Consider the following 27,000-nt stretch of genomic DNA (forward strand, 5'->3'; position numbering starts at 1 on the left):
TCCCGGCATCTTTATAGCGATATCAATTATTTACTGAGCGTCGCGACCATCACCGCTTTGATGGTATGCATGCGGTTTTCCGCCTGATCAAAAACAATGCTGGCGGCAGATTCGAAGACCTCATCAGTCACTTCCATTCCGCCATGTAGGCCAAACTCTTCCGCCATTTTCTTACCAAGCGTCGTCTGGTCGTCATGAAACGCGGGCAGGCAGTGGAGGAATTTGACCTCCGGGTTACCGGTCAACTGCATCATCTTGCTGTTCACCTGATAATCACGCAGTAATGCAATCCGTTCTGCCCATTTCTCTTTTGCTTCCCCCATCGACACCCATACATCGGTATAGATAAAGTCAGCACCTTCAACTCCTTTGGCTACATCTTCCGTCAGCGTAATATTCCCGCCATTTTGCTGTGCCAGGGCGCGGCATTCCGTAACCAGCGCAGCTTCCGGCCAGCATGCCTGTGGCGCGACCAGACGCAAATCCAGACCGGTAAGCGCCGCAGCTTCGAGCATCGAATTGCCCATGTTGTTACGTGCGTCACCTGCATAGACCAGCGTCATTTCGTTGAATGCTTTACCGGGTAAATGCTCCTGCATGGTGAGGAGATCCGCCAGCAACTGCGTGGGGTGAAACTCATTGGTCAGGCCGTTCCATACCGGCACGCCAGCGTATTCCGCCAGTGTTTCGACAATCTCCTGACCATAGCCGCGATACTGAATACCGTCATACATGCGACCCAGCACGCGGGCAGTGTCTTTAATCGACTCTTTATGACCAATCTGACTGCCGCTTGGGCCGAGATAAGTAACGCGAGCACCCTGGTCATATGCGGCAACTTCGAAAGAGCATCGGGTACGGGTCGAGTCTTTTTCGAAGATGAGCGCGATGTTTTTACCAGTGAGTTTGGCTTCTTCTTTGCCGCTTTTCTTATCGGCTTTCAGCTTCGCGGCTAACTGCAGCAGGCTGTTGAGTTCAGCTGGCGTGAAATCGAGTAATTTCAGGAAATGCTTATGATAAAACCCGGACATAGATCCCTCCTGTGGCTAACGCCTTAATGAATTAAAATTCAATTTATATGGATGATTATTCATTTGCAAGTCTAAAGCATAAATCTTTGTCACAAAGGTGGAGGCAATGTCAGTGGTGTGTGACAATAAGAGTATCGGCAGGACATTAAGAGGAATGAGCCATGGCAAACCCGGAACAACTGGAAGAACAGCGTGAAGAAACACGTTTGATTATTGAAGAATTACTGGAAGATGGCAGCGATCCGGACGCGCTGTACACCATCGAACACCATCTTTCCGCAGACGATCTGGAAACCCTGGAAAAAGCAGCAGTTGAAGCGTTTAAACTCGGTTACGAAGTGACCGATCCAGAAGAGCTGGAAGTTGAAGATGGTGATATCGTGATTTGCTGCGACATCCTCAGCGAGTGCGCGTTGAATGCCGATCTGATCGATGCCCAGGTTGAACAACTGATGACGCTGGCGGAGAAATTTGACGTTGAGTACGACGGTTGGGGCACTTACTTTGAAGATCCTAACGGCGAAGACGGCGACGATGAAGATTTTGTCGATGAAGACGATGACGGGGTTCGCCACTAATTAATTGATTAAAATGCCCGATAGCACACACTAGCGGGCATTTTTTTAGAGTTCGCGTAGCATCCGCACTTCACAATCTACATGGCCCGTGCAGCCAAGTGCATAGTCGATATGTTGAAAACCTAAATGTTCATACAAACCAATCGCTTCTTTCAAAAAAGCGGTCGTTTCCAGATAGCAGCGTTTGAAGCCCATCTCTCGTGCCTGCTCCATCGCCATTAAGGCCAGTTTTTTCGCCAGCCCTTTACCGCGAATAGCCGGAAGAAAATACATCTTCTGCAGTTCGCAAATGTCCGACTCACTCCCGGTTAATGGCGCAATCCCACCGCCGCCGACCACTTCACCATCGTACTCAACCACCCAATATGCATGACCCGGCTGACTATACACTTGATACAACTCGTCCAGGTTCGGATCGGCGACGGTGTAGCCTTTATCAGCGGTAAGACCGTATTCGGCGGATACCTGACGAATGACGCGGGCGATGGCGGGATTATCCTGCTGCGTCAGGCGACGCATTACAGGTGATTGCGGCGCAATGTTATTCATAGTTTAACCCAATAAAAATAAAGTAATTATACATTTGTTTAATACCACTCTCTTCTTACGTGCGCAAGCGACTTATAAAGTAATAAAGTTTTTGCCAGCCTATTACTGATAAGAGTATTGTAACGTGGCAGAACATTTTGCTGTCTGTATATATAAATTATATCAATGGATTTTTTAATTCAGGGAATTTTTATGGCTCAAGTTATTAATGAAATGGATGTTCCGTCCCATTCGTTTGTTTTTCATGGTGCAGGTGAGAGATATTTTCTTATTTGTGTGGTGAATGTGTTGTTAACGATTATAACGCTAGGTATCTATTTGCCATGGGCATTAATGAAATGTAAGCGTTATCTCTATGCTAATATGGAAGTTAACGGACAACGATTTTCTTATGGAATTACTGGTGGGAATGTTTTTGTTAGTTGTCTTGTTTTTGTTTTTTGCTATTTCGCAATCTTAATGACAGTGTCAGCAGATATGCCACTTGTTGGCTGTGTTTTGACTTTGTTACTGTTGGTTTTGCTTATATTTATGGCAGCAAAAGGACTGCGTTATCAGGCCTTGATGACCAGTCTCAACGGCGTAAGATTTAGTTTTAATTGCTCTATGAAAGGGTTCTGGTGGGTAACCTTTTTCTTGCCGATTTTAATGGCCATTGGGATGGGGACTGTTTTCTTTATCTCGACAAAGATGCTACATGCCAATAGTTCAAGTAGTGTTATTATATCTGTGGTTCTGATGGCAATAGTTGGTATTGTTTCCATTGGTATTTTTAATGGTACTTTATATAGCCTGGTAATGAGTTTTCTCTGGAGCAATACCAGTTTCGGTATACATCGTTTCAAGGTGAAATTAGATACTACGTATTGTATAAAATATGCCATTCTCGCATTTTTAGCTTTATTACCTTTTCTCGCTGTTGCTTGTTATATTATCATCGATCAAATATTAAATGCGTATGATAGTTCTGTGTATGCAAATGATGATATTGAGAATTTACAGCAATTTATGGAAATGCAACGTAAAATGATAATCGCGCAGTTAATCTATTATTTTGGGATTGCTGTTAGCACCAGTTATTTAACGGTGTCGTTGCGAAATCATTTTATGAGCAACCTGTCACTGAATGATGGGCGTATTCGTTTTCGCTCAACTTTAACGTACCACGGTATGCTTTATCGCATGTGTGCGTTGGTGGTGATATCCGGGATTACGGGCGGTCTGGCTTATCCACTGCTGAAAATATGGATGATTGACTGGCAGGCAAAAAATACGTATTTGCTGGGCGATTTGGATGACCTTCCTTTAATCAATAAAGAAGAACAACCAGATAAAGGCTTCTTAGCCAGGATTTCACGGGGAATTATGCCTTCTTTACCATTTCTGTAAGAGATAAAAAAGGCCGGAGCATGCTCCGGCCTTCGTTTTCATTACTGTGTTTTGATTACAGCGCGGCGATAACAGCCTGCTGTTCAATCAGCTTCGCTTTCGCTTCTGCATAGCCTTCCAGCTTTTCACGCTCTTTCGCGATGACCGCTTCCGGTGCGCGGGCGACAAAGCCTTCATTCGCCAGCTTGTTCTCGATACGGCTGATTTCGCCTTCGATCTTCGCCACTTCTTTCGCCAGACGCGCCAGCTCATCTTCTTTGTTGATGAGGCCAGCCATCGGGATCAGCAGCTCTGCGCCGTCGATGATCTTAGTAACGGAAACCGGACCTTTGTCATCGGCAGGCAGCACGGTGATGCTTTCCAGACGCGCCAGCGTTTGCAGGAAGCCACGGTTTTCATTTACGCGACGTTCTGCATCCGCGCTGCAACCACGCAGTAGCAGCTCCAGCGGTTTGCCCGGCGCGATGTTCATTTCTGCACGGATGTTACGTACCGCAACGATCGCCTGCTTCAGCCACTCTGTGTCGGCCAGTGCGGCTTCATCAACCTGAGATGCATCGTACTGCGGGAACGGCTGCAGCATGATGGTGTCGGCAGTGATACCGCAAAGTACTTTCACACGCTGCCAGATGGTTTCGGTGATGAACGGAATGATCGGATGCGCGAGGCGCAGCAGACCTTCCAGCACGGTCACCAGCGTATGGCGAGTACCGCGCAGTTCGGCTTCGGTGCCACCGTTCATTACCGGCTTAGTCAGTTCCAGATACCAGTCACAGAACTGGTTCCAGGTGAACTCATACAGAATGCCTGCGGCGATATCGAAGCGGAAGCTGTCCAGCGCTTCGCGGTACGCTTTGATGGTCTGGTTGAACTCCGCCAGAATCCAGCGATCCGCCAGCGACAGCGTCATTTCGCCGCCGTTGAAGCCGCAATCCTGACCTTCTGTGTTCATCAGCACAAAGCGGCTGGCGTTCCACAGCTTGTTACAGAAGTTACGGTAACCTTCCAGGCGTTTCATATCCCAGTTGATATCGCGACCGGTAGAAGCCAGCGCCGCCAGGGTGAAGCGCAGCGCGTCAGTACCGTGCGGTTCAATACCGTTCGGGAACTGCTTCTCGGTGCGCTTACGGATTTTGTCCGCCAGCTGTGGCTGCATCATATTGCCGGTGCGTTTTTCCAGCAGTTCTGGCAGCGAAATACCGTCAACCATATCCAGTGGGTCAATAACGTTACCCTTGGATTTGGACATCTTCTGGCCTTCGTCGTCACGAATCAGGCCGGTCATGTAAACAGTGTGGAACGGCACCTGCGGTTTGCCATTTTCATCTTTGATGAAGTGCATGGTCATCATGATCATGCGGGCAATCCAGAAGAAGATGATGTCGAAACCAGATACCATCACGCTGGTTGGGTGGAACTGACGCAGGGCGTCGGTATTTTCCGGCCAGCCAAGGGTAGAGAAGGTCCACAGCGCAGAAGAGAACCAGGTGTCGAGAACGTCTTCGTCCTGACGCAGGACAACATCAGCACCGAGGTTATTTTCTTTACGCACTTCGTCTTCGTTGCGGCCAACATAAACGTTACCCGCTTCGTCATACCATGCCGGGATACGGTGACCCCACCACAACTGACGAGAGATACACCAGTCCTGAATATCGCGCATCCAGGAGAAGTACATGTTTTCGTACTGCTTCGGTACGAACTGAATGTCGCCGTTCTCAACCGCTTCAACTGCCGGTTTCGCCAGGACATCGGCACGCACGTACCACTGGTCGGTCAGCATCGGTTCGATGACCACGCCACCACGGTCGCCATAAGGAACGGTCAGGTCATGTGGTTTAATTTCTTCCAGCAGGCCGAGTGCGTCAACCGCAGCAACGACCGCTTTACGTGCAGCAAAACGCTCCAGTTTCTGGAATTCTGCGGGGATCTCGCTGGAATAAACGTCAGATTCGTTACCTTTGGTATCGAACACCTGGGCACTTTCACGGATATCGCCGTCAAAGGTCAGGATGTTGATCATCGGCAGGGCGTGACGTTTACCGACTTCATAGTCGTTAAAGTCGTGCGCCGGGGTGATCTTCACGCAGCCGGTGCCTTTTTCCATGTCGGCGTGTTCGTCGCCAACGATCGGAATACGACGGTTAACCAGCGGCAGAATGACATATTTGCCAATCAGATCTTTGTAACGCGGATCTTCCGGGTTAACGGCCACGCCGGTATCGCCCAGCAGGGTTTCCGGACGAGTAGTCGCAACCACCAGATAATCTTTACCATCTGCGGTTTTCGCGCCGTCAGCCAGCGGATAGCGGATGTGCCACATCGAACCTTTCGATTCGCGGTTTTCCACTTCCAGGTCAGAGATAGCGGTGCGCAGTTTCGGATCCCAGTTTACCAGGCGTTTGCCACGGTAAATCAGGTCTTCTTTATACAGACGAACGAAAACTTCTTTCACCGCATTGGACAGGCCTTCGTCCATGGTGAAGCGTTCACGCTCCCAGTCCACGGAGTTGCCGAGACGGCGCATCTGACGGGTAATGGTGCCGCCGGATTCCGCTTTCCATTCCCAGATTTTGTCGATGAAAGCTTCGCGGCCGTAGTCGTGACGGGTTTTACCTTCTTCTGCGGCAATCTTGCGCTCAACGACCATCTGGGTAGCGATCCCTGCGTGGTCAGTACCGACCTGCCACAGGGTGTTTTTGCCCTGCATGCGCTGATAGCGGATCATGGTATCCATGATGGTTTGCTGGAAGGCGTGACCCATATGCAAACTGCCGGTGACGTTCGGCGGCGGGATCATGATGCAGAAACTTTCCTGGCTTTCATCGCCATTAGGCTTAAAGTAGCCCTGCTTTTCCCAGTGCTCGTAAAGCGGCTGTTCGATATCTTGTGGGTTATATGTCTTTTCCATTATTTCCAGGTTGCCGTATTCAGGTTGAAACCAGCCACGCGGTAGGCTTTATAGCGTTCGCGCGCCAGTTGTTTCAGAGAATCTTCATAAGGAACGAAGTCTACCACTTCTGTGAAAGCGGTGGCAAAATCTGCAAAGCTTGTTCGCAGACTAATCAATATATCGCGCGGGCTGCTGCTGCGTTTTTGCGGCCAGGCGATCTCCACCGGCGCACCGCCGCGCGGTCCTTCTCCCGCTAAATTATGCGGAACAAAGCTTTCTGCCGGACGCGCCCACAGGGCTTCATCCAGCCGGTAAGCCTGCTTTTCATCTTCACAGGCGATGAGCACGCGCTTACCACTGCGCCAACGTTCTGCGGCAATTTCACACACCAGCTGCTCAACGGCGCTTAAGCCATCGACGGTGGTGTCATTGTCCAGAAGGTAGAACGTCGCGTTTTTCATAAATGGGGCTTCTTGTGGTGGATTTAAATATTGCTGCATTCCTCACCCTAAAAGATGAGCAATGAATTTCTATTGCGCTCGATCGGTTCCCTCTCCCTTAGGGAGAGGGTTAGGGTGAGGGTAAAACGCAAACTTACTCTTCGCCGTTAAACCCGGCGCGGTTTAACAGGAACTGTGCCAGCAACGCTACCGGACGACCGGTTGCGCCTTTCGCTTTACCAGAACGCCAGGCGGTACCGGCGATATCCAGGTGCGCCCAGTTGTACTTACGGGTAAAGCGTGACAGGAAGCAACCTGCGGTAATCGCCCCACCAGGACGACCGCCAATGTTCGCCATATCGGCAAAATTGGACTCCAGTTGTTCCTGATACTCGTCACCCAGCGGTAAGCGCCATGCGCGGTCACCGGATTGTTCAGACGCGGCAATCAGTTCATGGGCCAGCGGATTGTGGTTCGCCATCAGACCAGTAATGTGATGACCCAGCGCGATCACGCAGGCACCGGTCAGCGTCGCCACGTCAATCACCGCTTCCGGCTCAAAACGCTCAACGTAAGTTAACACGTCGCACAGTACCAGGCGGCCTTCAGCGTCGGTGTTCAGCACTTCAACGGTTTGACCGGACATGGTGGTTAACACATCGCCCGGACGATAGGCACGCCCGCCAGGCATGTTTTCGCAGCCAGCCAGCACGCCGATAACGTTAATCGGCAGTTGTAGCTCCGCGACCATCCGCATCACGCCGTAAACCGCTGCCGCACCGCACATATCGTACTTCATCTCATCCATGCCTTCTGAAGGCTTGATCGAGATACCGCCGGAGTCGAAGGTTAAACCTTTACCCACCAGCACGATTGGGCGTGCATCTTCCGACGCGTTGCCTTTGTACTCAATCACCGACATCAGCGATTCGTTCTGCGAACCCTGACCGACCGCCAGATAGGAATGCATCCCCAGCTCTTTCATCTGTTGTTCGCCGATAACGCGGGTAATGACATTCTTGCTGTAGCTGTCAGCCAGTTGGCGCGCCTGAGAGGCGAGGTAAGCGGCGTTACAGATATTCGGCGGCATATTGCCGAGATCTTTTGCTGCTTTAATCCCGGCGGCAATCGCCAGACCGTGCTGGATCGCGCGCTCACCGCTGGTCAGTTCACGGCGGGTCGGCACGTTGAACACCATTTTACGCAGCGGACGACGCGGTTCGCTCTTGTTCGTTTTCAGCTGATCGAAACTGTAGAGCGTCTCTTTTGCCGTCTCGACAGCCTGACGCACTTTCCAGTAGTTGTTACGGCCTTTAACGTGCAGTTCAGTCAGAAAGCAGACCGCTTCCATTGAGCCAGTATCATTCAGCGTATTAATGGTTTTCTGAATAACCTGCTTGTACTGACGCTCATCCAGCTCACGTTCTTTGCCGCAACCAATAAGGAGAATTCGCTCGGAAAGTACATTCGGAACATGGTGCAGCAACAATGTCTGCCCCGGTTTTCCTTCCAGTTCGCCCCGACGTAGCAGGGCGCTGATGTACCCATCGCTGATTTTATCGAGCTGTTCTGCAATCGGAGAAAGGCGACGTGGTTCGAAGACGCCCACGACGATGCAGGCACTCCGCTGTTTCTCCGGGCTACCGCTTTTTACACTAAACTCCATGCACTACGCTCCTGAATCTTAAAGACAACGGCGGTGGCTACAGATAGAATTGCAAGCTTTCGTAACTCATGTCCGCTGTTGCGATGACTTCGTGTTAATCTTAACGTTATTACGGCATTGGCACGTCAGAACAAAATCTGAGAGGTGAATCCGTTGAGTATAATTATCTTAGCGACGATTTCGACGACTCAAGAGAATAAATGACGTTTAAGCCATGAAACAAGCTAAAATCCTGCAAAAGACGAGTTTTTACGGGCGTATTTAAAGTGATAATCATAAGATATCTGGTGCGGGAGACGCTCAAAAGCCAGCTGGCGATACTCTTCATCTTGCTTTTGATCTTCTTCTGTCAAAAGTTAGTGAGGATCCTCGGCGCAGCGGTTGACGGCGATATTCCGGCGAATCTGGTGCTCTCCCTTCTCGGGTTGGGCGTGCCGGAAATGGCGCAGCTTATCCTGCCATTAAGCCTGTTCCTCGGGCTGCTGATGACGCTGGGCAAACTGTATACCGAAAGTGAAATTACGGTAATGCATGCCTGCGGCCTGAGCAAAGCGGTTCTGGTGAAAGCGGCAATGATCCTTGCGGTATTCACGGCAATCGTCGCGGCGGTTAACGTGATGTGGGCGGGACCGTGGTCATCGCGTCATCAGGATGAAGTGTTAGCAGAAGCGAAAGCGAACCCTGGCATGGCGGCGCTGGCGCAAGGGCAATTCCAGCAAGCGACTAATGGCAGTTCGGTGCTGTTCATCGAAAGCGTTGACGGCAGCGATTTCAAAGATGTGTTCCTCGCGCAAATTCGACCAAAAGGTAATGCACGTCCTTCTGTGGTGGTGGCCGATTCCGGACATTTAACCCAGCTGCGCGACGGCTCCCAGGTCGTCACTCTCAACCAGGGAACGCGCTTCGAAGGCACTGCACTGTTACGTGATTTCCGCATTACGGATTTCCAGGATTATCAGGCGATCATTGGTCACCAGGCGGTGGCGCTCGACCCGAACGATACCGACCAGATGGACATGCGCACATTGTGGAACACTGACACCGATCGTGCTCGCGCAGAACTGAACTGGCGTATCACGTTGGTGTTCACCGTGTTTATGATGGCACTTATGGTCGTACCGCTGAGCGTGGTTAACCCGCGTCAGGGGCGCGTACTATCGATGCTGCCAGCCATGCTGCTGTATCTGTTGTTCTTCCTGATCCAGACCTCCCTGAAATCGAACGGCGGTAAAGGTAAGCTGGACCCGACGCTGTGGATGTGGACCGTTAACCTGATTTATCTGGCTTTGGCGATTGTTCTCAACCTTTGGGACACCGTGCCGGTCCGCCGCCTGCGCGCCAGTTTTTCGCGTAAAGGAGCGGTGTGATGCAACCTTTTGGCGTACTTGACCGCTATATCGGTAAAACTATTTTCACCACCATCATGATGACGCTGTTCATGCTGGTGTCGCTGTCGGGCATTATCAAGTTTGTCGATCAGCTGAAAAAAGCCGGGCAGGGGAGTTACGACGCGTTAGGCGCAGGAATGTATACCTTGCTGAGCGTGCCGAAAGATGTGCAAATCTTCTTCCCGATGGCGGCTCTGCTTGGGGCGTTGCTTGGTCTTGGGATGCTGGCGCAGCGCAGCGAACTGGTGGTGATGCAGGCTTCTGGTTTTACCCGTATGCAGGTGGCGCTGTCGGTGATGAAAACCGCCATTCCGCTGGTCTTGCTGACGATGGCGATTGGCGAATGGGTCGCGCCGCAGGGCGAGCAGATGGCGCGTAACTACCGTGCGCAGGCGATGTACGGCGGCTCGTTGCTCTCTACCCAGCAAGGCTTATGGGCGAAAGATGGCAACAACTTCGTCTACATTGAGCGGGTTAAAGGTGACGAAGAGTTAGGTGGCATCAGCATTTATGCCTTTAACGAGAATCGTCGTCTGCAATCCGTACGCTATGCCGCTACTGCGAAGTTTGACCCGGAACATAAAGTCTGGCGTCTGTCGCAGGTTGATGAATCTGATCTGACCAATCCGAAACAGATTACCGGTTCGCAGACGGTGAGCGGCACCTGGAAAACCAACCTCACGCCAGACAAACTGGGCGTGGTGGCGCTGGACCCGGATGCACTCTCAATCAGCGGTTTGCACAACTACGTGAAGTATCTGAAGTCGAGCGGTCAGGACGCTGGACGTTATCAGCTCAACATGTGGAGCAAAATCTTCCAGCCGCTATCCGTGGCGGTGATGATGCTGATGGCGCTGTCGTTCATCTTTGGCCCACTGCGTAGCGTACCGATGGGCGTGCGTGTGGTCACCGGTATCAGCTTCGGTTTTGTCTTCTACGTACTGGACCAGATCTTCGGCCCGTTGACGTTGGTTTATGGCATCCCGCCGATCATCGGCGCACTGTTGCCAAGCGCCAGCTTCTTCTTAATCAGCCTGTGGCTGTTAATGAGAAAATCGTAACCAAGCAAGGGAGCGAAAGCTCCCTTTCACATTGTTGATAAAGTCAAATACGAGTTCGATCGGTCCCCTCGCCCCTTTGGGGAGAGGGTTAGGGTGAGGGGCACAGACCGCACCTGACTTACCTTCTTCTTCCCCCCAGCAAACTCCCCAACATCCCGCGTACAATCTGATTCGTCACCTGGCGGGCGGCGCTTTTCGCCATTGTTTGCACCACACCATCTTTCTTCCCGCCGCGTGGTCCGGTAGTGCCAAACAAAATATCCTTTAATCCACCAAGAATGCCGTCATCCACCGCCACCTCTTTCCCTTTCGCGGGGGGATTATTTTGCTGCTCGGCGCTTGCCTGTACGCCTTTTTGCAACATCTCATAGGCCGATTCCCGGTCCACCTCATCCTCGTACTTGCCATACACCGGAGAGTGATTAATCAAGCCATTACGCTCATCTTCCGTCACCGGTCCCATCCGCGAACAAGGCGCAATCACCATCGCCCGTTCCACCACTGAAGGACTTCCTTTCACATCAAGAAACGAGATTAACGCCTCGCCGGTCCCCAGTTCCTGGATTGCCTTTTCGGTATCAAATGCCGGATTGGCCCGCATGGTTTGCGCCGCAGCTTTTACCGCTTTCTGATCTTTGGGCGTAAAAGCACGCAAAGCGTGTTGAACGCGATTACCGAGCTGCCCGAGCACATTATCCGGAATATCAGACGGGTTTTGCGAAACGAACCAGACGCCTACGCCTTTTGAGCGAATAAGCCGTATCACCTGCTCAATCTTATCCAGCAGTACCTGCGGTGCATCGTTAAACAGCAGATGTGCCTCGTCGAAGAAAAACACCAGTTTTGGTTTCTCCAGATCGCCCGCTTCCGGCAATTGTTCATACAACTCTGAAAGCATCCACAGCAGGCTGGCGGCGTACAGTTTCGGCATCTGATAAAGCTTCTCGGCGCTGAGGATATTGATAACGCCTTTACCGTTGGTATCGGTGCGCATCCAGTCTTTGATATCCAGCATCGGCTCGCCAAAGAAGTGTGCTGCGCCTTGCTGTTCCAGCGACAACAGTCCGCGCTGGATGGCACCAACCGATGCGCTACTGATATTACCGTACTGATTCTGGAAAGATTTGGCGTTATCGCCGATGTACTGGGTAATCGCCCGCAGATCTTTAAAGTCGAGCAGCAACAATCCCTGATCGTCAGCAATACGGAAGATGATATTCAGCACGCCAGATTGCACATCGTTGAGATTCAACAGCCGCGCCAGCAACAGCGGCCCCAGATCCGAAACCGTCGCCCGCACCGGATGGCCTTTCTCGCCAAAGATATCCCACACCACCACCGGATTAGCATGCGGTTGCCAGTCATTGACGCCGATATTTTTAAGCCTTGCGAGCAGTTTTTCCGACGCCGTTCCTGCCTGCGCGACGCCGGTCAGATCGCCTTTCACATCGGCCATAAACACCGGAACACCGATTTCCGATAGAGACTCCGCCAGTTTTTGCAGCGTGACAGTTTTACCCGTCCCCGTTGCGCCAGTAATCAGCCCGTGACGGTTAGCCATTCCCGGCAGTAAAAACAGTTCTGTGTCTGGCGTGCGGGCAATTAACAGGGGTTCGCTCATGAGATTTCCTCCAGTTTCCTGCCTGGAGTATAGGCAACGGCTGCGCACTCTTCACCGCTAAATTCAGCAGATTGCGAGATGCCTTCCAAAGAGATTTTAGTGCCGGGCGACAGGCACCCGGCAAAGGGATCAGAAGTCGGCTTTCAGAACCACGCGGTAACGCGCCTTACCGTCGCGCACATGCTTGATGGCGTCGTTAATTTTCGACATCGGGAACAATTCGGTGGTCGGTGCAACCTTGCTGCGGGCGGCAAAGCGCATCAGCTTACGCAGCTCATAAGGCGTGCCGGTAGCAGAACCAGAGATGCTGCGGTCGCCCGCAATTAACGTAAAGGCCGGAACAGACAGCGGCGTGAGAACCGCACCGACCGTATGGAAATTACCGCCATAGGTCAGCGCCTCAAAATAAGGCTGCCAGTCGAGGCTGACGTTGACGGTGTTGATAATGAGATCAAACTGCCCCGCCAGTGCTTTCAGTGCCTGCGGATCGCGGCTATTCACCACTTTATCGGCACCCATCGCCAGTACTTCCTGCTCTTTCGCCGGATTCGAACTAAAGGCTGTCACCTCGCATCCCATTGCGTGCAGAAGTTTTATAGCGATATGCCCCAGCCCGCCAATACCAATTACCCCAACGCGGCTGGTGGCTGTGATATGGTGCATCAACAGTGGTTTAAAGACCGTGATACCACCACACAGCAGCGGCCCGGCGGACTCGATATCAATATTTTCTGGCAGTGGAATCACCCATTGCCAGTCTGCACGCAACTTCTCGGCAAAGCCACCGCGATTCATAATTGTTGGCACCGCACCTTGCTCGCAGTTGATCTGATTACCGCTAATACAGGCGTCGCAATGCCCGCAGCTACGCGCCGTCCAGCCAATCCCGACACGCTGACCGACCTGCAAACCTTTATCCTGCGCGGCGCTCCCGAGCGCCACCACGCGACCAATCACCTCATGCCCGGCAACCAGCGGATACTGTGAAAATCCCCATTCGTTGTCGATCATCGACAGATCGGAATGGCAGATCCCGCAGTAATCCACCTGCACTTCAACATCTTGTGGCTTCAGTTCACCGGGATCGTACTCATAAACTTCCAGTTCGCCGCCCGCTTCTTTTGCGGCATAGCATTTTATCATCGACATTTTTTGATCCTTCTCTGGTGTTGTCTGGGAAGTGTAGAGCATGGCAGGGCGGGGTGCCTGGAGTGTGACAAAGGTTACACATCGCTGTATGCAATGCTGAAAATTTCAGCACTTAGCGAAGTGGGAGCAAGCTGGCGCTTGCATGGTGGCGTGCGCCAGGTATAATCCACAACGTTTTCCGCATACCTCTTCAGTGCCGAAGTGGCGAAATCGGTAGACGCAGTTGATTCAAAATCAACCGTAGAAATACGTGCCGGTTCGAGTCCGGCCTTCGGCACCACATCGTATGCAAATCGAGTCGCTCAAGGGCGGCTTTTTTTGTGCCTGAAATCCAGTATCCGCAAGGCTTTCCTCGCTTTTTCACTCAACCTAAGTCAACCTGATTCAATCTACATCAACTTACTGATGCGGGTACAACTGCGGGTATTTCCCGGTTCGATTATGTTTGTACCCACACAGGGCCCTTGAAAGGATACTCATCATGGCTCTGAGTGATGTGAAGGTCCGTTCGGCTAAGCCGGAAGCAAAAGCCTATAAACTTACTGACGGTGAAGGCATGGTTTTGTTGGTCACCCTAATGGCTCCAAATACTGGCGACTTCGTTATCGTTTTGGCGGTAAGGAGAAGATGCTGGCGCTGGGGAAATACCCTGAAGTCTCGCTGGTCGATGCCAGAGGTCGCCGGGATGAAGCCCGTAAGTTGTTAGCTAACGGCGTCGATCCTAGTGAGAACAAGAAAGCTGTTAAGGTAGAGCATGAGCAAGAGGTGATAACGTTTGAAGTGGTAGCCAGAGAGTGGCACGCCAGCAATCAGAAGTGGTCTGCATCGCATAGCGCTCGTGTATTGAAAAGCCTCGAAGATAATCTCTTTGCTGCTATCGGTAAGCGGAACATTGCTGATCTGAAGACTCGGGATCTGCTTGTCCCCATCAAAGCGGTGGAGTCGTCTGGGCGTCTCGAAGTCGCTGCTCGTTTGCAGCAGCATACTACCGCGATTATACGCTTTGCTGTACACAGTGGATTAATCGACTACAACCCCGCTCAAGAGATTGCTGGTGCGGTTGCTACGGCGAAAAGACAGCATCGTGCTGCTCTGGAACTTAACCGCATTCCTGAATTGCTTCAACGCATCTATCACTATTCTGGCAGGCCGTTAACCCGACTGGCGGTTGAACTCACATTGTTAGTTTTCATCCGTTCAAGCGAGTTGCGTTTTGCTCGCTGGTCAGAAGTTGATTTTGATACTGCCATGTGGACGATTCCGGGAGAACGTGAGCCACTGGAGGGAGTTAAGCATTCTCAGCGTGGTTCGAAGATGCGGACTCCACATCTTGTACCCTTATCTCGACAAGCTCTCACCATTCTGGAAAAAATCAAAAGCATGAGTGGAAACCGTGAGCTGATCTTCGTTGGTGATCACGATCCGCGTAAGCCAATGAGTGAGAATACGCTTAACAAGGCCTTGCGAGTGATGGGCTATGACACGAAAACGGAAGTGTGTGGACATGGTTTCAGGACGATGGCGTGTAGTTCTTTGATTGAATCGGGATTGTGGTCGAGGGATGCAGTAGAGCGGCAGATGAGTCATCAGGAACGTAGCTCAGTACGGGCGGCTTATATCCATAAGGCGGAACATCTTGGGGAGCGAATGTTGATGCTGCAGTGGTGGGCTGATTATCTGGATGCGAATAGAATGGCGGCTATCACTCCATTTGACTATGCAAAGATTAATAGTTCTTTTCGATAATTCTATCTAAGTATATGAATATTAACTGTTTTTTAATTAAAGGCTTATAACTGAGAAGCCTCCGCCCTAATGGGGAGAGGCTTTTGTCTTAACTCAATCAAGAAGGAAATCGTTATGTAAAACTTTATTTTTTTGTCCGGTATGTGAACGGAAGTGTTAAATATCCACTATGCCTTGTTCGCGCAATGGTCATCCTTTCAATCAAATAACTCCAAGCTTTGCATACAATTCTTTTTTCTCTTTCATGCTGTTATCCAATGGTGCTACTCGCAATGCCGCTTTCAAATAAGCCGCAGCACCAGAGTAATCACGCATTTGCTCGCAAACTAAAATGAGTTGGCTTAACACATGGAACTTCATTGGAGTTGTTTGGTTTACTTTCTCCAATAGTACTCTTGCTTCAGAATATTTCGCTTCAAGGCCAAGGATAGATGATTCTAAATACATGGTGGCCGCGTTTTCTGCTTCAGCTTGCTTTCGTTGCAACAGCCAGAAATTTGCTTGACTGATATTGCGTAACTGTAGGTTTGCCTTAACTATCAACTCGAACAAAGCTGCTGGTTGAGTCAATTTACCCTCAAGTAAGATCGCTTTATTATCTTCTACAACTTTTTCAAAGTCGAATAAGCGATTGGCGCGATACAAGGCAATAAGTTGCTGATGTAAAGCTTGTAGATCTTTACTGCGGCTATACTCCTGCGACGCTAATTGAGCAGCTTTTTGGTAAGATTGATCGGACATTGCTTCAAGTACCGCACTTGACCAGTCCTGAGCAGGTTTAGTTTGAAAAACGGGAGCAATAGCACCAACTTTTAATTGCTTAGTGGCAGCAGAATCAAATGCATGAATTAAGTCGGAAATAGTGGAAAAGCGATCCTCCGCTCGTTTTTGTAAACAAGTAAGAACCACTTGTTCCAGGTCCGTATGAATAGAGCTATTAATCTCTGTCGGAAGCTTGAAAGGTGCGTGGCGCTGAACTTGTGCTGGCGTATCATGGGGCAGCTTTCCTGTCAGCAGCTGGTATAGCAAAACACCTAAGCTATAGATGTCGCCCAATAGTAGCTCTTCCAGGCTGCCTCTACGGCTATCGACGTTGGAGAACTCTGGGGCCGAATACAGCACAGTCCCGCCATTTTCACGGGTACGAACGTAAATTTCTTCTGGTAAAGCTGAGCTGCCAAAGTCCGTCAACTTCACCAGGTCCCGCTCTCCAACCAAAATGTTATGTGGCTTAATATCTCCATGAGATATTGGTACTGGTAATTCGGCCAAATAATGCACAGCACAGAGCACTTGACGATATATTCTGAACAACCGTTCATAGGTCTGGCCAAAATTACGCTGCCTGTCATCGAGCTTTTGCGCCAGGGTTTGGCTGGGAAAATACTCCATTTCAATATAGAACCATTCATTATCTATACGGCCCATATCAAAAATTTGCACAATATTTTCGTGCGGCTCGACGTTTAAAAGCTCTTTACCTTCGGCAAGCTGACGGTCTTCCCGAGTAATATCCTTAGGGATTTTTACTGCGACAATTTTTCCATCTTTCAGGCGTTCCGCCCGCCATACCCAGCCATGGCTGCCATCACCAAGGCATTCAAGTAACAGGTATTTGTCACCAAGGCGTTTATTCGTCCCTGGCAAAAAATGTGCTGATTTTATATTCACATCAACACCTCATAGTGAATTCTGTCCAAAACAATCATGTTCAGGTTTTGATAAATAAAAAGCGACTAAATACCACCTCAACATCAGGAGCGGCGATTACTTGGGTACCCGTGGACGAAGTAAAACCCATACGGCATATGTCTTTCAGTTTTTGAGTATCAGGTACACCTACTAAGCCTTGGCTCCAGGCACTGAGGACCAGGGTTTTGGGGCAATGATTCCAGCGCTGTGCTGCTTCCAGTAAGTTTTTTAATTTTTCTTCCAGCTTTTGCTGCCCCTTCGCTGAACCATCAAAGCGTTCAAATTCGATTAAACACACAGGCGATGCAGAAGATTTATGAAACCAGCCCGAGTCAGAGCGAATATCAGCACCAAATGTCCCTGGAGCCGGGCATTCCACTACCGCCATAAATGACTGTTCATGCCCGAATGTATTCCAAACGCTACAGCCCAGGCTGTGGACCAATACATCCTGGTCCAATAGCTTACCGCTTGCTAAAAGTGGAAATGTCTCATTTACCCAGGCAACTTCAGGCATAGGCACCTTAGCCACTGAAAGAGCCCCAAACACGCAGTACCTCTGGTGATTCACCACCGTGAATTAATGCCTTACTACCAACTTTAACAAGCAGTGGTGCAGGGATTGAACGACCACACACCAAAGCTTCACCGGTTGATAAACTCGGGAGTTCCTCCAGATCAGCTTTGCTCACCATATCTGATGCTTTAGCTATAAATCGTTGATCGTCAGGGTTCTTTAAGCGCATCGTAATTAGCGTATTGCACTGAGAGGTCACATCTGAATCTAATTTCGATGGACGCTGGCTCACAATGCCAAATCCAACGCCAAATTTACGACCTTCACCAGCGATCTTTTTAATAATGCGGTGACTGACTGCGTTGCCGCCGGCCGGGGCAAAATTATGACCCTCTTCGTAAATGATAAAGCATGGGCGCAGCGGGTCCGTTTTGCTCGAGGCTGCTTTTAATATTTCACTAGATAACAGTGCACAAATGACTTGCTTAGCGGTATCACTCAAACCTTGTAAGTCAACAACGACTAAACGCCCCTGTTGATTGCTCGGGCGACCCACCATTTTGTAAATATCAGTTGGCTCAGCCATTGTTGCGCTGTAAAAACTTTTAGCTTCATTAAGCACACGTGAAAGCTTCATCGAGGCGACGGCGGCACTACGGCCTGATAACGCCTTCGCCTCAGCTTCAGAAAGGTCGTCCCACTCTTTTAACTCTTCAATACCATCACCTAATAAGAAGCGTAGGCGGTTAATATCTCGTGGCTCAGTCTTATCTGCAGAGCGCCAATAACGAATTGCAACATCGAGTACTCGTTGCTGCGGTTCCGTTAAGCCAGGTAATATTTCAGCAATATCGTCCATTTCAAAATGGTCAAACTGAAGCGCTAATGGCGTATTCTTACTGGCGTATTTATGTTTAAAAGATTCATGCTGCGGCGAGTAAACCTGAATACCTGCACCGGCGGCTTGCAGCTTTTCAAAGGTCTGTTTTATCAGTGGCAGTGCTTCTTGATCACGCTTATCGTCAGTGGCTTCTAAGAAGCTTGAGAATTGCAGATTACCGCCAGCGAGGGCTTTACCGTATTCACCATGTGGGTCAAATACTACTACCGTACCGTTATTAACCGCAACTAAACGCTCAATAATGCGGCCAACTGTATAAGACTTACCTGAACCCGTCATTGCCAGAACAGCCAAATGCTCAGTGACCAACTTGTTCACGTCAATAAAAACAGGAACTGTATTCTCACCTTTGTCGTAGCCTACTAAGTTACCTAAGTGCAAACTGGAGTGTTCATTAAATTCGTAAAAATCACTCAAAAACTGAAAATCGACGGTTTCAACAGCGGTACCCGGGTTAAGCGGGCGACGTGGAATTTTGATTTGACGAGTAACAGGATCGCGGTAACCAACCAGCTCGACCTGAGCAAACATATTCTCACCAGTTACATTCGCACCGGGCAAAAGCTCAAGCTCGGTTACACCATCGCCAAAGCCGGCGTTATAGAGCATATTAGTACGGCTTATCTTGGTCACTCGCCCCAGTACGGCGACTTGCCCCTCATCTTTGCGTTCCTGGTGCATAATGCGTACAAACTCACCACGGCGTACTGAAAACGAGTCTTGTACAACCATAGTTAACTGACTGGCATCACCAGTGTTACCGACTAATTTACCTAAAACTTTATAAGCCATTATTCAATCCCTCATCGAGGCCTGCCAACCACCCTGCCTCAATATCATTATTCTTTAGTGCCTGGTGTAAACCCTGGCGATAAAACGTAGCAAATTTAGGTAAAATACCAAGCTGTTGATAACCAAGTAATTGTGGCAACGGCATTGCATTACCTTTGTTTTGCATATCCAGCACCATCAGGCGAGAGGCAACTAAATCGAGATCAGCACTTTTCCATTCTGGTTCGTCACCCGCTAATTGCACCATTTTTATCTGTCCACCTCGGGCACTACGGAAGTGAAAACCAATTAGACCTTGCTTAGCTTCAATATTGGGTTCAATGCGCTTTTCTTGTTCAGACAAACGAAATGCGATGGTGCGCGAATAGTTGCCTAAAATGCCATTGATAAATCGCAAATCTCCCACGCCAACCAAACTTTCATCCAGTCCTTCCAGATTTTGCATCAACTCTTTAGAAAACCCATCAGATGCTAAAATTTGTTTGCGTCCTTGTTCGGTACGTAAATCTTGTTTGGCGATACTTACAATGGCACTAAAGCGCTCAGCCAAAATGCTCGCAAGTACTACACCATTTTGATTCCAGGGAAAAATTCTGGAGCGATGGTTTTGCCAAAAAGTTTCTATCACTTGTCTGGTTTTTTCGTACTCTTGTTTATGACGGACATTTCTCTCCAGCGGAGCCATATCCCGTGCTAAAAACAACGGCGTATCCAGCAAAATTAAATCGCCAGGCTCATAACCTAAAAGTTTTTTCTCAACTAACTGATAAGCCTGACGAATTTCAATTAAATCAAGCCGTTTACGCTGAGCTTCAAAATCAATATCATCCAGTTCTGATACCGAGTCGCTACCCACCGTGCTGACTTTATTGTCATCTATTAACAAATCTGTGCGCACTGCTGCACTGGCATAAATAAAACCACCCAATACCTTGTCTAAGCACGATTTAGTCGCAATACCGGCTACGCGTAAATTAACAATTGTGGGCTTGGGGACCGCTTTCACTAAGCCAGCATCACGGAATAGCGGCGCCACTTGCTCAATATCACGGACCTGTTTAAGCAAGCGTCCTGCACTTCCCGGTAAGCGAAGCTGGCTATCGATGGCGAGCGATTGCGCTAAATTCATCGTTTTGTTCTCATTCATGCTTATAGCGTTCCTGTGTGTAGCTGCTCGCCAAGTAATGGGGCATAAGCCCAATATTGCGAGGCTTGTAGGCATGTTTTACCGGTAGCTGTTATGCCCGCGTCGTCGATAAAATCGTGCTGCCGCAACATCTCACCCCGCTTGACAATATCAAGGCTATTAACATCAAACATCAGCTTAACCGCATTATGCTCAGACAACGCTTGTAAGTTCATGCCACCGCCAGCGTAGAGTAATAGCAATACAACCAGATCGTGCTTATCTGGCGTGTAGTCAGTTGATGGCGCTTTAGGTTCGATTATTCGTTCAGCAATGCCTGCATGGTCCACAAACCAATTCAACCAGCTCACCAGGAGCTCACTATGATCGAGTAAAGTCAGCGACCACAAAGGTAACGTGGTAAAGGCTAATAGCCCACTGTTGCTGTGTTTTCGTATGTAGCGGGTATGCACTACATCACCGGCCTGGTGCTGGTAGCGATCTGCGCTGCCAGTAAAGCCAGCAATAGCCTGGTCTGTTTCACTGGCTAGCAAAGCGGTTAGCCCCGGTTCCTGCCCCCTCAAGCTCGCTGGTACTAACTGCCAATCCAGTGGATAGGGCAATTGCGCTAATAAGGTAAATTGTTCTGCTTTCAGGTTTATTACCAAAGCGGCACAACCTGCCTGCATAGCCCAGTGATACAGGTGCTGCATAGTATTAGCGTCAGTCAACTCTTCTGCTTGCACTATTAACAAACCGCTGGCTGGCGGCGAGCTAATCCAATCCTTCATTAAGGGGGTAGCCCCCGCAACAGTTTGCAAAAAACGGCCTTTACGATTACTGGCCAGTGCCGCAGATAAATAACGACTCATCGCGTCACCTCTACAAACCAGTGGCAAAGGTAAGGCGCATTTTTACAATGCCTTTGTCTACAAGTCCTTTCTGTTGCTCAGGTGTTAACACGGGTTCCTGATTTTGGCTCAAAGCCTTATAAATCGGTTGCCAATCCGCCAGTGTTAAGCCTGTATCATTTAATATTTGCTCACCTTGACTCTGCCATTTGGCCTGGGTGCTTTCACACACCTGTTGAAGTTCTCTGACACCCAAATTGCTCACATCCTCCAGAGTCAACGCTGCTGGTTCCGCTTGCTTTTGAGAAGCCAATAGCGGTTTTAATAACGGCAGCCAGCTGTTTACCTGTGCGATGGAGTTGCGTCTTACTTGGTTTAGACGCTCTTCAATTTTAAGTAGCTGGCCTTGAATCGGTGTAAGTTGACCGCGTGCCGGTTTTAAAAGCTCTTCTGGTAAATCCCGTAACGATGAAAACTGCCCATTGCGCAAACTGTTTTGCATACTTTGACGCTTGCTCTCTGCATCACTGGGGAGATCGGCAATAGCATCTTCAATGAGCTGTAATTTCATTACCAGTTTTGGTAGCTCTGCAATGTCATCGGCGAACTGATACTCAGCCGTGGCGCTACTAAGCCATTCTTGCAGTTGTTGTGCACGTAGTTTTTGCTCTGTGAGGTTATTAACCAGCTTACTAAATCGTTCTTTGCAGTTGCGGTAGCTGGACAAAATATGCCCCTGAATCTCCGCTATCGGCAACTGTTGATCATTGTGCAGGTTTAAACCCACTTCTTGCGCTAAGGCTGAAAGCTTGTCATGCGCTCTACCTAAATCGAGTTTACGCAGGTAATGCAGTAAGGTATCGCTATCTGCTTGCTGCTCTTTTCGGCCAGTGGCACTGCTGGTATCGTCTTTTAACGCTCCATCTAAAATATGACCTATGGTGCGCAGCGTGTTGGTGTACAGACGTTTCGGAAAATTCGTCAGCGGGGCACACTCTGTTTCAACATCTATGATTAAATCAACGAGTCGGTTGTTGATACGCTCAGCGCTGCACTCAACAAACTCGGCAAATAAACAGGCCTGTTCAATCCGTTGATAAAGCGAGGTCGTTTTGTCTTCTAAGCTGAGAATATGGGCATCTTTTAGCATAGGCCTGGAACTATTAAGCGGTTTAACCTTTGCTACCAGCTCCAGCACTTCAGCGCGTTTGTGGATAAGCCCTGCCAATACTTTCGTGTCGTTGGCCTCGACCATATCAGCCAGTTGTTCTTCTTGCTGTTTGAGCACGTTAAATAGCGATTGTGCTTTTTCCAGCTGCTCTTTAGCTTCCACGGTGACGAAACCCAGCTTATTTTTACCCAGAGGCGCGAACATTTCATTAATGCGTGCATAACCATACACGCGGCTCATGACTTCCACATTGGCTGCATAGCTGCCCATATCGTTACCGCGGAACCAGTTTTGCGCTTCTCTAATGGCATTTTCTAAGCGGGAGCGCGGGTAGTGCTCCCAAATTGCCTGTTTTTCTGTTGGATTGGTTAAAGTGAGTAAGTTCAGCTCTCCACACCACCACATCCAGTCATTAAACACGCCTTTGGCGGTAACACTCGTTTCAGCCACATAGGCGAAATAAAACTGTTGCTTAAAGCCTTCGAATTGCCACTTGTGCTTTTTATTAGGGTGAGCAATACGGGCTAAAAATAATGGGATCTGCGCCTGGCTTCGCTGCACATTATTAAGTTCAGTAAATAGCCCGGCATGTTCATCGGCCGTGTAGCCTTTGGCAATATAGCTGCCCGGCACCTTAAGTTTATCCAACAAGCTGCTCAGCTCATTCACTGGCACGCCGTGTTGCTGCTGTAAATCGAGAATGCCATTTAACTCAGGGTGAGCAATGGCCAGCTGATACCAGCCTTTAAACAACAGGTCTCGGTCATTCGATGATAATTTACCATCTACCTTTAACGGCCAGGCAATTAAACCGCGCTGCTGCAAACGCTGGCGCCACTTGTGAATGGCGTCCGTGGCAAAGGTTGTCAAGGCATGCAGCTTGTTTTTGAATTTCGCGGTAAAGCTGTCGGCAGTTAAATTCACGCCGTGCAACTGACATGCTGCCAAACTTAAGCCAATACGCTCTAACTGGTCTGCTTCGCTTGGGTTGACATAATGCAGCAGTATCGCATCACGCAACTCATTTCTTTCATCCAGTCGGCTGTATTGCTCCATGAGATGTGCAGAAGCAGTTAACGCTAATACTGGCGTGCGACCATTTTGGTGGCTGTGGTTTGCCGCAAAGGTGTGAAGATTGTTCAGCTCAATTAGGTTGCTGACCCAGGCAAACAAGGCTTTACCTTCTGGGTGAAGCTTAAATCCATCCAGGGTAAGTAAACCATCCTGGCGGCCACGGGGCTCGGTTAAAATGGCCAAAGGTGCATCGTCGCTGCCCGCTTTATTACTCAGCAAGTTTTCATCATAGGTCCAGTTGTTATCAAGTAATCTCACAAAGCCCGTTACACGGGCTAATGCCTTGATGAGCGGCTTCTGGCTACTTTGTTTGCTAAGTTCACTCATTGCCTGTTCATGAGCGTCGCCCATGGCGGGATCTTTAAAAATCAGTGAGTTTTGCTGGGCACTGCGATAGCGCAAATCCAGGCGCAGTAACATCGCCACACTGGGGCCAATATGCGTTGCTTCGCTGGCGTCCAGTTCGGTAGTTTCACCCACTAGCTTGTGCCATAAGGCATCGGCAGCGAATTCAATCGCTGGGTGGTCATACAGCAAGCTGAGTAAGTATTTAAACTCACCTTTTGACAGAGGTAGTAATACCGCGCCTTTATCGCCGCTTGCGGCTTGTTCTTTAATTGAAAAAGTACGCAGGTTATCCAGCAAAGTATCTAAGTTCAGCGCTTGATCTACTGCAGGGTAGTACCATTCATCTTTATCGCGGCGGAATTTGGCTTGCTCCAGGGCTTGTCGGCACTGTAGGCGGTCAATGCTCAGTTTGCGGTAATGAGCGGCTATGGGTTCCAGATCTTCGTTTTTCAGCGCCAGCAATTCTGTGGCATAGCCCATTTCAGCTAAGCGCACGGGTAATTGGCCGTAGAGCAAACTACGACATTCGGTCAATAGTGCCTGGTCGCGAGTTTGAATGCCTTCTATCGCGCCTTTATCCAGCACATGCCTGGCTACGCGGCCAGAGCCTGCCAGCACAGCTTCAAATAAATCGCCCACATCCTTGATACTGCGGCCTGCTTGTTGGTATTGGCTCAGCACTGCATCCACATTAGCCATGACCACGTTAAACCAACCGAAGTTGGCACCACTCATGGCGTATGCAGCTTCCACTAAACCAGCAGGGTAATTAAAACTCAGCTTGCCGTCTTTTAAGAGGCTTGCCACATAGTCTGATACATCGGCAAAGGCATTATGCTCAAGTTCCACTAACTCAAAGCGGCGGGCGACCGATTGAATTTCACGCAATTGCTGGCCAAGCAGTGGTGAACACAGCGCCACATAGCGCAACCATGGAAGTTTACGACGAGGGTCTTCCTCTTTAATTGCTTTACCAATCAGGCGAATGGCCTGGCCATCGAGGCGTTTATCTTGTTCATCTTCCAGGCCAAAGGTGGCGGCTTCTGCAACGGTTTCCAGCTCATCCAGCACCACCAACATATACTGCACGCCAAAACTCTTTAATACTTTATAGGCGGCTTGCACCAAACTGACTACCAGCGTTTGGTCAGTATAGAGGTCTTCTTCGCTGTGGTTGGCGTTCAGCTGTAAGGCATCTGCTAACAGTTCAGATTTAAAGCCAAATGGCATTAAGCGTTCATAGGCTTGTTTGGCAATTTCACTTTGAATCGATCCATCAAAGGTTTGAGTGGCCAGTGGTAATAGCGCCTGATATAAACCAAAAGCAAACCAGTTATCCGAGTTTTGATAATCTGATGCCACTTGCGAGTAGCGAATGTAGAGCGCCAGGTATTTGTCTTGCGTGTCGCGATTAAACAGCTGCTTATCGTGCAGTTGGCCTTGTTCGTCGCGGACAAACCAGCCCCTGGAGCAGTCGTTAATTTGTGCGACCAATTCATGGCCTAAACGTGATTTACCCCGACCCCATTCGGCTTCGACGGCAAACACATGGGCAAAGCGATCATCGTCGTGATCCACCGTATGCAAAAAGGTTTGAAAGCGTTTAAAAAAGCAGCTCTGGCCCACTAACGGGTCGCGAGGTGGATAATCTGATACACCCGTCGCCGCCCAGCGATGTTGTTTTGCCAGGCTATCAACCATCTGTTCGTTTAATTCAAAACTCATAACGACGATCCTTGAAGGTTTATTCTATTGGCGGCGCGTTTTTTATTGGCATAGCAGTTTTGCGCCAGTTGCTTAATGGTCCGTTGTAACGTTTGGCTTTTGTAGCCAAATAGTGGTGCTAACGGCAGGCTATAACAGGCATCGCTGAAGCTTGTATGAATTCGATATTGGCCGGCCTCTCCACGACCCGCCTCGGTAAATTGCCAGATTTTTTTTGCCAACAATTCGGCAATGAATGAGCTCAGGACGCGGTTTAGGCGGTTGATGCTTTCCGTGTTCGCATCGAGTGCCGGGTAGAGGGGTATATTGAGCTCACCGAGCAGAAGCACAAGAAACTCGGCCAAACTACCCAGACTCACCTCATCACCTTCAATGCCCTGTACCGCCACATTTATTTGACCGGGGGCAAAGGCATTTTGCCCGGCAGGTAAGGTGAGCAACAAACCGCCACGTTGCTCGGCAGCCCAGGCATCTTGCACAAAGATAATTAGACTGAGTAAAAATAACCAGGGCTGTTGGGCGAATAGCTCGGTAAGCGGCATGTTGTCATGACCCGAGCGGGACACCAATAACCAATCGGCATTGGGTTTAAGGTTATGTTCATCAAGCAAGGTATTAGGGAGTGCTAACAACCGCCCACTACACCAGTTATTTGTCAGTTGTTTTGCGGTGACATCCACCGCTTGTATAGATGCCGGTGGTTCATTTTGTTCGCTCACGGTAAACAGGGTATGGCTGGTGCGCAAAATACGGCATAGAGCGGGAATGGCAGCATTGTCGTTTAGGCTATGACCGAGTAAATCCCGTTCGGTTTGCGCCAATGGGCTTGCAATGATTTGTGGTGAGAAGTCTGCGTTTTCCAACTGGGCTAAGACCCATTCACTGGCATTGCCCAGTTGCTGAATGAGTTTAACCAATACCATTGGGTCACTCATCGCGCCAGCTTCCTGGCAGCGAGCGGCGGCTAAATTTATCCAATGTTGGCGAACATCTGGGTTTAAGCCCAACAACGCTAATTGCCATTCACCCGACTGGCTTAAATCACTAAAGGCATCAAGTAATGGTGCAGTGAGGCTAAAGGCGCTAATGATATCCGTTTCAGCGTCTTTCTTTTTCGGCTGTATTATTGGTTGTAACAGTGACCTGAGGGCAGGCACAGCCGCCAGTAACAACGCTGCTTTACTGGCGGTTAAACCGCCTTGATGCCAAAGCTGCAGGCAGAGGTTAAGTGCCGCTTCGCTATTTACGGGGTCGTTATTTTGCCTGGTTGTAATGCTGTCCATGCCCCTTGT

19 protein-coding genes, 1 tRNA gene and 1 pseudogene are annotated in these 27,000 nt (G+C 49.5%); 7 read left to right on the forward strand and 14 right to left on the reverse strand.

Translation table 11 applies throughout. The features are described from left to right. Positions 1–26: 26 nt before the first annotated feature. Positions 27–1,031 (reverse strand): ornithine carbamoyltransferase, encoded by a 1,005-nt coding sequence (argF, locus tag QZF50_RS08595; protein WP_000012907.1) that lies wholly within the window; start codon positions 1,029–1,031, stop codon positions 27–29. 161 nt (positions 1,032–1,192) lie between these two features. On the opposite strand from argF, the gene rraB reads away from it, so the two are divergent. Then, positions 1,193–1,609: a ribonuclease E inhibitor RraB gene (gene rraB / locus QZF50_RS08600; RefSeq protein WP_000002953.1), complete on the forward strand. Its 417-nt coding sequence runs from the start codon at positions 1,193–1,195 to the stop codon at positions 1,607–1,609. 45 nt (positions 1,610–1,654) lie between these two features. On the opposite strand, the gene QZF50_RS08605 is transcribed toward rraB, so the two are convergent. Continuing rightward, positions 1,655–2,158, reverse strand: a complete 504-nt coding sequence (locus QZF50_RS08605) for a GNAT family N-acetyltransferase (RefSeq protein WP_001059422.1) — start codon at positions 2,156–2,158, stop codon at positions 1,655–1,657. A 192-nt stretch (positions 2,159–2,350) separates the two neighbouring features. Between QZF50_RS08605 and QZF50_RS08610 the strand changes: the two genes are divergently transcribed. Next, positions 2,351–3,547 (forward strand): YjgN family protein, encoded by a 1,197-nt coding sequence (locus QZF50_RS08610; RefSeq protein ID WP_038998540.1) that lies wholly within the window; start codon positions 2,351–2,353, stop codon positions 3,545–3,547. A 55-nt stretch (positions 3,548–3,602) separates the two neighbouring features. On the opposite strand, the gene valS is transcribed toward QZF50_RS08610, so the two are convergent. The 3 genes from valS to pepA all read right to left on the reverse strand — a co-directional run bounded on the left by valS (position 3,603) and on the right by pepA (position 8,546). Next, on the reverse strand, positions 3,603–6,458 hold the full coding sequence (valS, locus tag QZF50_RS08615; RefSeq protein WP_000416392.1) for a valine--tRNA ligase: 2,856 nt from the start codon (positions 6,456–6,458) through the stop codon (positions 3,603–3,605). Continuing rightward, positions 6,458–6,901 (reverse strand): DNA polymerase III subunit chi, encoded by a 444-nt coding sequence (gene holC / locus QZF50_RS08620; RefSeq protein WP_000786399.1) that lies wholly within the window; start codon positions 6,899–6,901, stop codon positions 6,458–6,460. The genes valS and holC overlap by 1 nt, the downstream gene beginning before the upstream one ends. 133 nt (positions 6,902–7,034) lie before the next feature. Continuing rightward, the gene (gene pepA, locus QZF50_RS08625) at positions 7,035–8,546 is read right to left on the reverse strand and encodes a leucyl aminopeptidase (protein ID WP_000397144.1); all 1,512 of its coding nucleotides are present in this window, start codon (positions 8,544–8,546) and stop codon (positions 7,035–7,037) included. 153 nt (positions 8,547–8,699) lie between these two features. Between pepA and ytgA the strand changes: the two genes are divergently transcribed. The 3 genes from ytgA to lptG all read left to right on the forward strand — a co-directional run bounded on the left by ytgA (position 8,700) and on the right by lptG (position 10,995). Beyond that, positions 8,700–8,750: a protein YtgA gene (gene ytgA / locus QZF50_RS08630; protein ID WP_211180521.1), complete on the forward strand. Its 51-nt coding sequence runs from the start codon at positions 8,700–8,702 to the stop codon at positions 8,748–8,750. Positions 8,751–8,812: 62 nt separating this feature from the next. Beyond that, complete coding sequence (gene lptF / locus QZF50_RS08635; protein WP_000584114.1) at positions 8,813–9,913, forward strand: LPS export ABC transporter permease LptF; 1,101 nt, start codon at positions 8,813–8,815, stop codon at positions 9,911–9,913. Continuing rightward, positions 9,913–10,995: an LPS export ABC transporter permease LptG gene (gene lptG, locus QZF50_RS08640; RefSeq protein ID WP_001295681.1), complete on the forward strand. Its 1,083-nt coding sequence runs from the start codon at positions 9,913–9,915 to the stop codon at positions 10,993–10,995. Before lptF ends, lptG begins: the two co-directional genes overlap by 1 nt. Positions 10,996–11,113: 118 nt before the next feature. On the opposite strand, the gene QZF50_RS08645 is transcribed toward lptG, so the two are convergent. Then, positions 11,114–12,616 carry a helicase HerA-like C-terminal domain-containing protein gene (locus tag QZF50_RS08645; protein WP_001347963.1) on the reverse strand — a complete coding sequence of 501 codons (1,503 nt, stop codon included), beginning with the start codon at positions 12,614–12,616 and terminating at the stop codon, positions 11,114–11,116. 129 nt (positions 12,617–12,745) lie between these two features. Continuing rightward, positions 12,746–13,765 (reverse strand): NADPH-dependent aldehyde reductase Ahr, encoded by a 1,020-nt coding sequence (ahr, locus tag QZF50_RS08650; RefSeq protein WP_001593906.1) that lies wholly within the window; start codon positions 13,763–13,765, stop codon positions 12,746–12,748. 195 nt (positions 13,766–13,960) lie between these two features. Between ahr and QZF50_RS08655 the strand changes: the two genes are divergently transcribed. Both QZF50_RS08655 and QZF50_RS08660 read left to right on the forward strand, forming a co-directional pair. Beyond that, positions 13,961–14,045 (forward strand) — tRNA-Leu (locus tag QZF50_RS08655). A 201-nt stretch (positions 14,046–14,246) separates the two neighbouring features. Next, positions 14,247–15,511: pseudogene (locus QZF50_RS08660) on the forward strand (integrase arm-type DNA-binding domain-containing protein). A gap of 201 nt (positions 15,512–15,712) precedes the next feature. Here QZF50_RS08660 and QZF50_RS08665 read toward each other — a convergent pair. The 7 genes from QZF50_RS08665 to QZF50_RS08695 are packed head-to-tail and all read right to left on the reverse strand — an operon-like array spanning position 15,713 to position 26,991. Next, positions 15,713–17,182 (reverse strand): serine/threonine-protein kinase, encoded by a 1,470-nt coding sequence (locus tag QZF50_RS08665; RefSeq protein WP_001022619.1) that lies wholly within the window; start codon positions 17,180–17,182, stop codon positions 15,713–15,715. A 40-nt stretch (positions 17,183–17,222) separates the two neighbouring features. Then, positions 17,223–17,720, reverse strand: coding sequence for a hypothetical protein (locus tag QZF50_RS08670; RefSeq protein ID WP_237897930.1), 498 nt, complete (start codon positions 17,718–17,720; stop codon positions 17,223–17,225). A 7-nt stretch (positions 17,721–17,727) separates the two neighbouring features. After that, positions 17,728–19,413: an ATP-binding protein gene (locus QZF50_RS08675; protein WP_000323665.1), complete on the reverse strand. Its 1,686-nt coding sequence runs from the start codon at positions 19,411–19,413 to the stop codon at positions 17,728–17,730. Then, positions 19,403–20,560 (reverse strand): hypothetical protein, encoded by a 1,158-nt coding sequence (locus QZF50_RS08680; RefSeq protein WP_001004904.1) that lies wholly within the window; start codon positions 20,558–20,560, stop codon positions 19,403–19,405. The genes QZF50_RS08675 and QZF50_RS08680 overlap by 11 nt, the downstream gene beginning before the upstream one ends. 2 nt (positions 20,561–20,562) lie before the next feature. Continuing rightward, a complete protein-coding gene (locus QZF50_RS08685; RefSeq protein WP_000092642.1) occupies positions 20,563–21,411 on the reverse strand; it encodes a hypothetical protein in 849 nt (282 codons plus the stop codon). 10 nt (positions 21,412–21,421) lie between these two features. After that, a complete protein-coding gene (locus QZF50_RS08690) occupies positions 21,422–25,708 on the reverse strand; it encodes a hypothetical protein (RefSeq protein WP_038998536.1) in 4,287 nt (1,428 codons plus the stop codon). Continuing rightward, positions 25,705–26,991, reverse strand: a complete 1,287-nt coding sequence (locus tag QZF50_RS08695) for a hypothetical protein (RefSeq protein ID WP_000377418.1) — start codon at positions 26,989–26,991, stop codon at positions 25,705–25,707. Before QZF50_RS08695 ends, QZF50_RS08690 begins: the two co-directional genes overlap by 4 nt. Positions 26,992–27,000 lie beyond the last annotated feature (9 nt).

The sequence above is a fragment of the uncultured Escherichia sp. genome (assembly GCF_948475835.1).
Lineage (GTDB): Bacteria > Pseudomonadota > Gammaproteobacteria > Enterobacterales > Enterobacteriaceae > ECMA0423.

Excerpts from the sequence above, each read along its gene's own strand:
- rraB (WP_000002953.1), top strand. The coding sequence starts at position 1,193 with ATGGCAAACCCGGAACAACTGGAAGAACAGCGTGAAGAAACACGTTTG.
- QZF50_RS08645 (WP_001347963.1), bottom strand. The coding sequence starts at position 12,616 with ATGAGCGAACCCCTGTTAATTGCCCGCACGCCAGACACAGAACTGTTT.
- QZF50_RS08675 (WP_000323665.1), bottom strand. The coding sequence starts at position 19,413 with ATGGCTTATAAAGTTTTAGGTAAATTAGTCGGTAACACTGGTGATGCC.
- QZF50_RS08670 (WP_237897930.1), bottom strand. The coding sequence starts at position 17,720 with ATGCCTGAAGTTGCCTGGGTAAATGAGACATTTCCACTTTTAGCAAGC.
- ahr (WP_001593906.1), bottom strand. The coding sequence starts at position 13,765 with ATGTCGATGATAAAATGCTATGCCGCAAAAGAAGCGGGCGGCGAACTG.
- argF (WP_000012907.1), bottom strand. The coding sequence starts at position 1,031 with ATGTCCGGGTTTTATCATAAGCATTTCCTGAAATTACTCGATTTCACG.
- QZF50_RS08610 (WP_038998540.1), top strand. The coding sequence starts at position 2,351 with ATGGCTCAAGTTATTAATGAAATGGATGTTCCGTCCCATTCGTTTGTT.
- QZF50_RS08685 (WP_000092642.1), bottom strand. The coding sequence starts at position 21,411 with ATGAGTCGTTATTTATCTGCGGCACTGGCCAGTAATCGTAAAGGCCGT.
- QZF50_RS08695 (WP_000377418.1), bottom strand. The coding sequence starts at position 26,991 with ATGGACAGCATTACAACCAGGCAAAATAACGACCCCGTAAATAGCGAA.
- QZF50_RS08690 (WP_038998536.1), bottom strand. The coding sequence starts at position 25,708 with ATGAGTTTTGAATTAAACGAACAGATGGTTGATAGCCTGGCAAAACAA.
- QZF50_RS08680 (WP_001004904.1), bottom strand. The coding sequence starts at position 20,560 with ATGAATGAGAACAAAACGATGAATTTAGCGCAATCGCTCGCCATCGAT.
- QZF50_RS08605 (WP_001059422.1), bottom strand. The coding sequence starts at position 2,158 with ATGAATAACATTGCGCCGCAATCACCTGTAATGCGTCGCCTGACGCAG.
- holC (WP_000786399.1), bottom strand. The coding sequence starts at position 6,901 with ATGAAAAACGCGACGTTCTACCTTCTGGACAATGACACCACCGTCGAT.
- pepA (WP_000397144.1), bottom strand. The coding sequence starts at position 8,546 with ATGGAGTTTAGTGTAAAAAGCGGTAGCCCGGAGAAACAGCGGAGTGCC.
- valS (WP_000416392.1), bottom strand. The coding sequence starts at position 6,458 with ATGGAAAAGACATATAACCCACAAGATATCGAACAGCCGCTTTACGAG.
- lptG (WP_001295681.1), top strand. The coding sequence starts at position 9,913 with ATGCAACCTTTTGGCGTACTTGACCGCTATATCGGTAAAACTATTTTC.